This is a genomic window from Pseudomonas sp. Pseusp97, assembly GCF_047304025.1.
GTDB lineage: Bacteria > Pseudomonadota > Gammaproteobacteria > Pseudomonadales > Pseudomonadaceae > Pseudomonas.
This window is the reverse complement of sequence record NZ_JBGLYK010000214.1, coordinates 1-9,635: the sequence shown is the minus strand read 5'-3', so window position 1 is coordinate 9,635 and position 9,635 is coordinate 1. Positions and strand designations below refer to the sequence as shown.

Annotated in this window: 8 protein-coding genes; 1 reads left to right on the top strand and 7 read right to left on the bottom strand. The window is 67.8% G+C overall.

Annotated features, from left to right (window positions below; all coding sequences use genetic code 11):
• Positions 1-105 precede the first annotated feature (105 nt).
• Together ACCC94_RS24520 and ptrR are read right to left on the bottom strand one after the other, a co-directional pair.
• On the bottom strand, positions 106-1,032 hold the full coding sequence (locus tag ACCC94_RS24520; protein WP_413352209.1) for a hypothetical protein: 927 nt from the start codon (positions 1,030-1,032) through the stop codon (positions 106-108).
• Positions 1,033-1,226: 194 nt separating this feature from the next.
• Positions 1,227-2,105, bottom strand: a complete 879-nt coding sequence (ptrR, locus tag ACCC94_RS24515) for a putrescine utilization regulator PtrR (RefSeq protein ID WP_413352208.1) — start codon at positions 2,103-2,105, stop codon at positions 1,227-1,229.
• Positions 2,106-2,248: 143 nt separating this feature from the next.
• Between ptrR and ACCC94_RS24510 the strand changes: the two genes are divergently transcribed.
• Positions 2,249-3,634, top strand: coding sequence for an NAD-dependent succinate-semialdehyde dehydrogenase (locus ACCC94_RS24510; protein ID WP_413352207.1), 1,386 nt, complete (start codon positions 2,249-2,251; stop codon positions 3,632-3,634).
• Positions 3,635-3,901: 267 nt separating this feature from the next.
• On the opposite strand, the gene ACCC94_RS24505 is transcribed toward ACCC94_RS24510, so the two are convergent.
• The 5 genes from ACCC94_RS24505 to ACCC94_RS24485 form a co-directional block, all read right to left on the bottom strand.
• Positions 3,902-4,429: a DUF3828 domain-containing protein gene (locus ACCC94_RS24505; RefSeq protein WP_413352205.1), complete on the bottom strand. Its 528-nt coding sequence runs from the start codon at positions 4,427-4,429 to the stop codon at positions 3,902-3,904.
• A gap of 263 nt (positions 4,430-4,692) precedes the next feature.
• On the bottom strand, positions 4,693-6,009 hold the full coding sequence (locus tag ACCC94_RS24500; protein WP_413352204.1) for an NAD(P)/FAD-dependent oxidoreductase: 1,317 nt from the start codon (positions 6,007-6,009) through the stop codon (positions 4,693-4,695).
• Between the two features lie 320 nt (positions 6,010-6,329).
• Positions 6,330-7,001, bottom strand: coding sequence for a S8 family serine peptidase (locus ACCC94_RS24495; RefSeq protein WP_413352202.1), 672 nt, complete (start codon positions 6,999-7,001; stop codon positions 6,330-6,332).
• Positions 6,991-8,718, bottom strand: coding sequence for an ABC transporter ATP-binding protein (locus tag ACCC94_RS24490; protein WP_413352200.1), 1,728 nt, complete (start codon positions 8,716-8,718; stop codon positions 6,991-6,993). Before ACCC94_RS24490 ends, ACCC94_RS24495 begins: the two co-directional genes overlap by 11 nt.
• A partial coding sequence (locus tag ACCC94_RS24485; RefSeq protein WP_413352198.1) for a sigma-54-dependent Fis family transcriptional regulator occupies positions 8,718-9,635 on the bottom strand: 918 nt, incomplete at its 5' end. The genes ACCC94_RS24485 and ACCC94_RS24490, both read right to left, overlap by 1 nt.

Here is a 9,635-nt window from a genome sequence, read left to right as displayed (position 1 = left end):
TTTTGTCGCCCCGCGCGCGGCCCCCCCCCCGCCCCCCCGCCCCCCGGGGCCCCCCGGGGCCCCCCCCCCCCCCCCGCTCCTACAGAAGCACGCCCCACCGATGATTCAGTGCAGCGCCACCGCCGAGTCTTCTTCGGCCGATGCCACCACCATCGCCACCGGATCGGCATGTACCGGCGCGGGTTCCGCCTCGGCCCGCGGCGGTGCGTTCACCTCCAGCATCAGCGAAGCGGAAGGCCCGCCTCCCGGCGGCGGGTTGACCACCACCACGGCCAGGCTGCCACCGACGGCCACATCTTCGGGCAACAGCTCGAAAGCCAGGCGCGAACTGTCGGCCAGGGAAGTCTCGCGGTCCCGTCCATTCACCTGCACCCGCGCGCCACGGCTGAACCCCTTGCCGCGCAGGGTGACGTAGAGCGACTGGGCGTCGAGGACCGACGGCTGGGCCTCGGTGATGACCGCCAGGGGATTTTCCAGCGGGTCCTTGCGCCGCGCGTCACCGGCAGGATGGGGGCTGCGGAACAGCGCATCGAGGATCACCGCGAACTTGTCGGTGCCCTGCTTGGACACCATTCCTACCAGCGCGGCCATGGCCATCAGCCCGTAGAGATTGACGCTGGCCGGATCGCTGGCGGCGCCCACCGTGAGGAACACCGCGCGCACGATCAGGTAGAGCATCAGCGCCAGTGCCATGCCGATGCAGGGCTTGAGCAGGTACCACCAGATCCAGCTGGCCATGAAGCGGTCATTGCCGACGAAATCGCCGAAGGACTTCGCGACATGCACGAAGCTGCCCAGCGCGCCCGCCACCATGACCATCACCAGCAGCCGCGCGTCCGGCCCCGGGCACCAGCCGATCAGGCATTGCACGCCGGGGTCGCCGACGGCGCCGGCTGGGGGAAACTTCGGATAGGACTGCGGCCACAGGCTGACCAGGGCAACGGCGAGGACCAGGGCGAGGAGCATCAGCCCCGCGCCCATCAGGGTGATCTGGAAGGAATTGGCGCGTCGTCTCTTGCTGCGTGTCTCCATCATGCGCTCCGGGGCAGAAGGCCAGCGGAAAAAACGCCCTGCCGCGAAGGGCGTCTTTACGCCTTCGCACGACGAACAGAGAAATTCACGTTAGCGCAGCGCCAAGCGGCTGCAAGAGGTGCTGGTGAATTTTTAACCGCCGTCTCGCCGACGTTACGTAAGGCCGGCGAAACAGCACGCGCAAAGGCCCGCGCTCAGGCCACTTCGGCCTCGGGCAGGGGCTCGTCCAGTAATCCGATAAATGCCCGCAGCGCCGGCGTATCGGTGCCGCGCCGCCAGAACAGCCAGGTGGTCGCGTCGGCGTGGTGCGGCGCCAGGCGGTGGATCGCCACGTTGCGCCCGCCGGCGAGGCTGTCGAACATCGCCCTGGGGATGATCGCCACCCCGCCGCCGGCCGCGATGCAGGCGAGCATGCCGTGGTAGGACTCCATCTCGACGATCTTGCCCGGCACCACCCGGTGCTCGGCGAACCAGCCTTCCAGGCGCTTGCGGTAGGAGCAGGTATCGCGGAAGGCGAACACCGTCTCCCCCGCCACGTCCCGCGCGTCATGCACCGGCGCATGGTGCCTGGCGCTCATCAGCACCAGCTCTTCGCGGTAAACCGGCCTGCCGTCCAGCTGCGGGTGGTTGGCCGGGCCATCGGCGAAGGCGGCGATGAAACGGCCCGACAACACCCCGTCGATCATCTCGCCCGAGGGGCCGGTGGAGAGGTCCAGCTGCACCTTCGGGCACTGCTGGTGATAGCGCGCCAGCATCTCCGGGATGCGCACCGCCGCCGTGCTCTCCATCGAGCCCAGGGAGAAACCGCCATGGGGCTCGGCGCCCACCGCTACCTGCCGGGCCTCCTCCACCAGATCGAGGATGCGCTCGGCGTAGTCGAGGAAGCTGCGCCCGGTCGGCGACAGACGCAGGCGCAGCTTCTCGCGGATGAACAGCTCGGTGCCCAGCTCCGCTTCCAGCTGCTTGATCCGCGTGGTCAGGTTCGAAGGCACGCGATGTAGACGGGCCGCGGCGGCGGTGATGCTGCCCTCGTTGGCGACGGCGCGGACGATTTCCAGCTGGGTGAGGTCCATGATTCTCTCCGAGAGAAAGAGTCTTTCTTGATTATTCATTTTACATGAATGGTTGCGCATCTTAATTTCTGCGTCATCCCGGAGCCACCACCCCCGGACGAACGACCGGCCTTGCGCCTCATCCAGAACAAGCAGGACTCACCATGAACCAGATCGCCGCCATCCCCGCTGCCATCTCCCGCAGCCCCGCCACCGGCCAGGAACTGGCCCGCTACACCTTCGAAGACGCCGCCCAGCTGGAAACCTCGCTGGCCCGCACCGATGCCGCGTTCCGCCAATGGCGTGACACCAGCATCGCCGAACGTGTCGCCGTGCTGCGCAGGATGGCCGAAGTCCTGCGTGCCAACGTCGAGCCGATGGCTCGCATGGAAGCCCAGGAAATGGGCATGCCGGTCACCCAGGCCCGTGGCGAGATCAACAAGTGCGCCAACCTCTGCGAGTGGTACGCCGACAACGGCCCGGCCATGCTCGAAGACGAGAAGACCAGCATCGAAGGCGCGTACATCTCCTACCTGTCGCTGGGCCCGGTTCTGGCGGTGATGCCGTGGAACTTCCCCACCTGGCAGGTCATGCGTGGCGCCGTGAGCATCATCCTGGGCGGCAACACCTACGTGCTCAAGCATGCGCCGAACGTCATGGGCTGCGCCTATCAGTTGCAGAAAGCCTGGCGGGATGCCGGCCTGCCCGAAGGCGTGTTCGAGGTGCTGAACGTCGAGCCGCCGCTGGTTTCCAAGGCCATCGCCGATGACCGCATCGCTTCCATCGCCGTGACCGGCAGCGTCGGTGCGGGCGCCGCCATCGCCTCCCAGGCCGGTGCCGCGCTGAAGAAATGCGTGCTGGAGCTGGGCGGTTCCGACGCCTTCATCGTGCTCGCCGACGCCGACCTCGACGCCGCCGTGAAAGCCGCCGTCGCCAGCCGCTTCGGCAACTGCGGCCAGGTGTGCATCGCCGCCAAGCGCATGATCCTCGAGGAATCCATCGCCCCGGCCTTCACCGAGAAGCTGCTGGCCGCCGTCAAGGCGCTGAAGATCGGCGACCCGCTGGCGGACGACACCTTCGTCGGCCCCATGGCGCGCTTCGACCTGCGTGACGAACTGCACGGCCAGGTACAACAGGCCATCGCCGACGGCGCCACCCTGCTGCTGGGCGGCCACAAGCTCGAGGGCGAAGGCAACTACTACGCACCGACCGTGCTGGCCGACGTGAAGCCGGGCAACACCGCGTTCAAGAAGGAAATCTTCGGCCCCGTCGCCTCGCTGATCGTCGCCCGCGACGCCGAGCACGCCCTGGAACTGGCCAATGACAGCGAGTTCGGCCTCTCCGGCGCGATCTGGACCGCCGACAAGGCCAAGGCCCAGCACATGGCCCGTCGCCTGGTCAGCGGTGGCGTGTTCATCAATGGCTTCTCCGCTTCCGACCCCCGTGTACCGATCGGCGGCGTGAAGAAGAGCGGCTTCGGTCGCGAGCTGTCGCACTTCGGCCTGCGCGAGTTCACCAACCCGCAGACCGTGTGGATCGACCGCAAGTAAGCCGATTCGCAAAATTGAAAAGCCCCTGCCGTTCGCGGCAGGGGCTTTTGCTTTTGCAGGAGCGGACTTCGTCCGCGATGGGTGCCGGTGCGATGCGGGACGATCGCGGACAGAGTCCGCTCCTACGCTCCTTGTGGCCGGCTGCGGGCTTTGCGGCGTGCGGTTCGCGAGCAAGCTCGCTCCTACAGGGATGCACCGTCGCTCTTCGTAGGAGCGAGCTTGCTCGCGAACCCGGCACCACGCCGATCCCTTCCGAGCACAGCGGAATCAGGGCCTGGCCGCATCCTTTTTGAACTGCAGCAGGTCCTGGGTACTCTTGCGCAGATTCTCCGCAAGGCTGCCCTCCGCGTTGACGAAGTCCTCGACGCGCCACCCCTGCGCGGTGCGGTGCAACAGCAGATCGAGCTGCTTGCCCTCTCCCGTCACCACGTCCTTGAGCGTCACGCTGGCCTTTAGCCGGCCATCGTCGGTCGCCGCGAAGGTCAGCGTCTGGATGCGCAGATCGCCCCAATCCTGGCAATCGCAAACCGGGTCGCCATTGAGGTAGCCGACCTCGCCATCGGCGGCGTCCTGGTCGGCCTTCATCAGCGCGATCAGCGAGGCGTCGTAGACGTCCTCCTCCTTCAGCGTGCTGTTCGGCACGCCTGGGCCATCCGGCGAGTAGCTGGCGTACAGCTGGCGCAGGAAGCGCTCCGCGCTGGCGGTATCGGCCGCCGGCGTCGAAGCCGCCAGCGAGGTATCGAAGAGCGTCAGCAGGATCAGCGACAGGGCAAAGGCGGAGCGCAGGAAGGCCATGGGATTCTCCATCGGGCAGCCGGGCATCATCGCCCGACGAGGCCTCGAAATTCCGTGAAGTGGTTAAAGCTGTGGCCGAGGTCCCCGGCGGTCACCTGAGTAGGATGGGTGGAGCTTGCGATACCCATCGACCCGGCCCGCCCATGAATCGATGGGTATCGCTTCGCTCCACGCCATCCTACGACGAGCGCCCACGCGCACGTCCGGCGAACCGTAGGGCGCATAACGCCTACGGCGTTATCCGCCATGACGGGGCTACACAATCAGGATCGAAGACGATAGCCCTGGGCGAGCAGCCAACCCTGGAAGGCCCGCCGTCGCTCCGGCGGCAGGTCCGCGAGCACCTGGGCCTCGGGCTCTGCGCGCACCCGCCGCAACCAGGGCGCCAGCTCCAGGCCGTCGAGGTGCCAGATGCCCAGCGGCTGGTCGGCGCTGACCACCACTTCCGCCTCGTCGACGAACTCCCCGTTCAACACCGGTGCCCGCTCGATGCGCAGGCTGGCGAAGTCCGCCGGCACGTGGCTCGGCTGCTCGTCCGGCCAGGCGCGACGGGCCTGCCAGAACGGCATCTCGCTCCACTGCGTTTCACTGGCGTAGAAATCACGACCCACGCGGGCGAAGCGCAGGAACAGTTGCTCGACCCGCTGCTGATGAAAGCGTCGGGCCAATTCCACCCGCTCCGGCGCGCGCAGCAGCGTGTTGATCACCAGCGGCGCCTGCAAGGCGGAGGACAGCGACTGGAAGATGCCATTGCCGGACAACGGGTCCACCGCCATCGCCGCATCGCCCACGCGAATCCAGCTGTTGCCGCAGGCTTCCAGGCAGAGGATCGCCGTGCTGCTGCGGGCGTGCAGTTCCAGATCGCGTTCAGTGGTAGCACCGAAGAACTGCCGGACCAGCGACGACGTGGCACGGCGCTCGCGGCAGTAATCCAGCAACTGCTCGCGGGGCGGCAACTGGCTGCTGGCCACATCGAGGGTGAGCTGCCAGTAGCAACGCCCGTCCTCCAGTCGTGCCATCCACGCCCAGCCGTCGGCCAGGCTTTCCACCGCAGTCGCCAGCGGACCGGGCTCGCCCTGCCAGCGATTGAGCAGGCTGAGGGTTTCCGGGCCGCGCCGGGCCTTGATTCCCTTCTGGTTCAGCGGCGCCTGCCGGCCTCGTGCCTCGACCAGGAAGGCGCCCTGCACCTCGCGGCCGCCTTCGAGCTTCACGCGCCAGCCGTTACCTTCTTCGGCCACCGCCAGCACCCGGGCTTCGATCAGCTCGACGCCGGCCTGCTTCAGGTCCTCGCGCAGCCCCGCATCGAAGCGCGGACGGTCGAGGAGGCATTCGATGTTCTGTGCGCTTTCCACGCCGTTCCAGTGCACGCGCCGTTGCGACGGCGGCGCAGCATATTCCAGTGCGTGATTCAGGCCGGCATTGCGCAGGCCTTCCAGCACGCGCTGCGACACGCCTTCCACGGCGGCGAAGCGGCGCCATTCGCTGATAACGGTGACCGCGTGGCCGAGGCGGCGCAGGCCGAGGGCGACCGCCGCTCCGGCGGGGCCGGCACCGAGGATCAGGATGGGGAGGTTACTCATGCGGCGGCTGCCCTCTCCCTAATCCTGAATAAACAGCCTCCCCGACAAAGCGAATGGGTCAAGCTCTGCATGGCGGCAACGCCCTCTCCCCAGCCCTCTCCCTGAAGGGAGAGGGGGCTATCCGTGCTAACTGACACCATAGTGCCAACCTCGGCCGAACGGAGCCGTCGTCGCGATGGGAGAAAGAGCAGATCGGCGCACTGCGAAACGCCTGCGCACGATAGCGTCCGCGGGAACTCCATAGTTAATCCCACACGGAGGACGGCCCCCTCTCCCTTCAGGGAGAGGGCTGGGGAGAGGGAATCGCACTCGATCACCACTCAAAACCCCACCCTCCGCTCGATCCCACGAAAAGCCGACCGCTCACGCATCACCTCAATGAGCTGCACATTCGACAGCTCCGGCCGCTCGCGCAGCAAAGCCGCCAGATGCCCGCTGAAAGCCGCGCACCCCAGACTCGCCCCGGAGCGCCCTCCTACCTTGACCGCCGCACCGAAATCGGCCTGCGGACTGTCCAGCCATGACCATTCGCCCTCGCCGCAACGAGCATCCCCGGTAACCCGTATCACCCCCGCATAGCTGGCCGGATACACCGGCTCGCCCCGCGCCGGGCTGGACGCGCAGACCAGCACGCCGGCCTCGATCAGCTCCGCCACGGCCTCGCGCAGGATCGGCCGGTCCTGGCGCACGCCCAGGCTCAGGTTGATCACCCGCACGCCCTGCTCGCCGAGCCAGTGCAACGCGGCGGCGATCTGCAACGGGCTGGTCACACCGCGTTCATCGAAGACCTGGGCGACGCATAGACGCGCATCCGGCGCCTGGAAAAGGATGGCTTCGCAGACGGCGCTGCCGTGGCCCAGGAGATCAACCGACAGTGGCAGTCGGTCCAATCCATCATCGGCGAGACGGAAGCGCTGGCCGCTGATGACCGACGCGGCCTGCTCCTTTGAATGCCCGCTATCGACCACCCCAACCTTCAACTCAGGCCTCATGTCGCTGCACCGGCTGTGCCTCACGCACACGCACCTGCCCATCCTGCAATTCCAGATGCAGGTCGGCGGCGGCCAGCGTCGAAGTACGATGGCTGATCAGCAGGCGCGTGCGCCCGGCGAACAGCTGGTCGATGGCCGCGATCACCTCGCGCTCGGTGCTCTCGTCCACCTGCGAAGTGGCTTCGTCGAGCACCAGGATCAGCGGGTCCTGCAGCAGCGCGCGGGCGATGGCGATGCGCTGCTTCTGCCCGCCGGAAAGCTGCTGGCCGCGCTCGCCCAGCGGGCTGTCGAGGCCTTCGGGCAGGCTGGCGATCAGGCTGTCCAGCTGCGCCGCGCGGGCGGCCTTGTCGATGGCCTCGCGACTCGATTCGGGGGCGCTGTAGGCCAGGTTGTCGGCGAGGCTGCCGCGGAACAGCACGATGTCCTGGCTGACCACCGCCACGCGTCGACGCAGGGCGTGCAGGTCGAGTTCGCGCAGGTCCACGCCGTCCAGCAGTATGCGTCCCTGGTCGGGGTCGTAGAAGCGCTGCAGGAGGTCGATCAGCGTGCTCTTGCCGACGCCGGACGGGCCGCTCAGGGCGACCTTGAGCCCGGCGGGAATCACCGCCTGGACATTCTGCAGGACCGCTTGCGCGCGCCCCGGCCAGGCGTAGCAAAGGTTCTCCAGGCGCAACTCGCCCACCGACGGCATCGGCCGCGGCGTAGCGGGAGAAACGATGGTCGCTTCCTCGCCGCGCAGTTCCATCACCCGGCCCAGGCTGACGGTCATGCGCTGCAGCGCGACGTACAGGCCGAGCAGGCTCTGCACCGGCCCGATGGCCATGCCCAGATAGGTGGAAAAAGCGATCAGCGAACCCAGCTGCCAGGTGCCCTGCACCACCCAGTAGCCGCCCACCAGGAAAGCGCAGGCGCGCGATAGCGACATCAGCGTGCCGGGCACCGCCTGGGTGAAGAACTCGGTGAGTTGCAGGCGCAGCAGTTGGCCGAGGTAACCCTGCCCCAGCCCTTCCAGGCGCCCGGATTCACGGGCTTGCTGGCCGGCGGACTGGATGAACTTCATCGCCGGCAGCGTCTCGACGAAGAACGATGAAAGGTCCGCCGAACGCTCGCGCAGGCCGCGCGCCTCGCGCTCCACCTTGCGCCGCATCCAGCGCAGCCAGAGCACGTCCAGCGGGATCAGCAGCGCCACCAGCAGCGAGAGCTTCCACGACAGGGTGAGCAGCAGCACCAGCGCGCCGACCAGGCCGATCACACTGGAGACCGCGGAGAACAGCGAGTCCACCGCGAAGCGCTGGATCTCGGCAACGTCGCCGTCGAGCCGGGACATCAGGTCGCCGATACGGCGGCGGCCGAAGAAGCTCGGCGAGAGAGTCTGCAAGTGGCGGTACAGCGCATCGCGCAGGGAGAACAGGATGCGCCCGGACAGGCGTGTGTGCAGGTAACGGTTGAGGCCGGACAAGGCCGTGCCGACCAGGCCGACGACTATCATCGCGCCGGCGACCATCACCAGCACCGGGAAGTCCTTCGCCAGCAGGCCGTCGTCGATCAGCGTCTTGGTCAGCCAGGGCTGCGCGAGCACCAGGAGCGAGGCGCAGAACGACAACCCGAGCAGGCCGGCGATGGCCGCCTTGTGCGGCCGCACGAAGCCGTACAGCCAGCGCAGCGAGGCCTTGAGTTGCTGCGGGTCCTCGCTGTCGATGAGGCGGGTGAAGAACATCAGCCCACCTTGAGTTGCTTGAGCTTGCGGTACAGCGTGGCGCGGCTGATGCCCAGCGCGTCGGCGGCGGCGGAGACGTTGCCCTGGTGGCGCTCCAGCGCCTGGCGGATCAGCTCCAGTTCGTTCTCGCGGATGCTGCCGCTCTGCGGACGCTCGCCGGCGGCGAGTTCGTCCAGGGTGCTGTCGGGCAGGTGGTCGAGGCTCAGTTCCTCCTCTCCCTCCTCGCGCATGGCCAGCGCGGTGCGCAGGACCATCTCCAGCTGGCGGATGTTGCCCGGCCAGTGGTACTCGCGCAGCAGGCCGAGCAGTTCGGCGGAGAGCTTCACCTTCGGCGCGCCCAGGCGGGCCAGCAGGCCGCTGGCGAGTTCGGCGAGATCGTCGCGCTCACGCAGTGCCGGCAGTTTCACGCTGATGCCGTTGACGCGGTAGTAGAGGTCTTCGCGGAAGTGCTTTTCCTCCACCAGGCGCTTGAGGTCGCGGTGGGTGGCGCAGATCAGCGCGACGTCGATGTCCTGCTCCTCGCCCGCTCCCAGCGGCGCCACCTTGCGCTCCTGCAGCACGCGCAACAGGCGCGCCTGCAGGGCCAGCGGCATGTCGCCTATTTCGTCAAGGAACAGCGTGCCGCCGTGGGCCTGCTGCAGCCGGCCGACCATGCCACCGCGCCGCGAGCCGGTGAAGGCGCCGTCGCGGTAGCCGAACAGTTCGGACTCGATCAGGCCTTCGGGAATCGCCGCGCAGTTCACCGCGACGAAAGGTTTGTCGCTGCGCGCGCTGGCCTGGTGCAGGGCGCGGGCGACCACTTCCTTGCCGCTGCCGGTTTCGCCCAGCAGCAGTACCGGCAGTTCGTTGATCAGCCCCTGGCGCGCCATGCGCAGGGCGCGGGCGTAGCGTGGATGGCTGCCGGCGAGGGCTTCGAG

Coding starts and splice junctions, on each gene's coding strand:
- ACCC94_RS24520 (WP_413352209.1), bottom strand. CDS start 1,032: ATGGAGACACGCAGCAAGAGACGACGCGCCAATTCCTTCCAGATCACC.
- ACCC94_RS24510 (WP_413352207.1), top strand. CDS start 2,249: ATGAACCAGATCGCCGCCATCCCCGCTGCCATCTCCCGCAGCCCCGCC.
- ACCC94_RS24500 (WP_413352204.1), bottom strand. CDS start 6,009: ATGAGTAACCTCCCCATCCTGATCCTCGGTGCCGGCCCCGCCGGAGCG.
- ACCC94_RS24505 (WP_413352205.1), bottom strand. CDS start 4,429: ATGGCCTTCCTGCGCTCCGCCTTTGCCCTGTCGCTGATCCTGCTGACG.
- ACCC94_RS24495 (WP_413352202.1), bottom strand. CDS start 7,001: ATGAGGCCTGAGTTGAAGGTTGGGGTGGTCGATAGCGGGCATTCAAAG.
- ptrR (WP_413352208.1), bottom strand. CDS start 2,105: ATGGACCTCACCCAGCTGGAAATCGTCCGCGCCGTCGCCAACGAGGGC.
- ACCC94_RS24490 (WP_413352200.1), bottom strand. CDS start 8,718: ATGTTCTTCACCCGCCTCATCGACAGCGAGGACCCGCAGCAACTCAAG.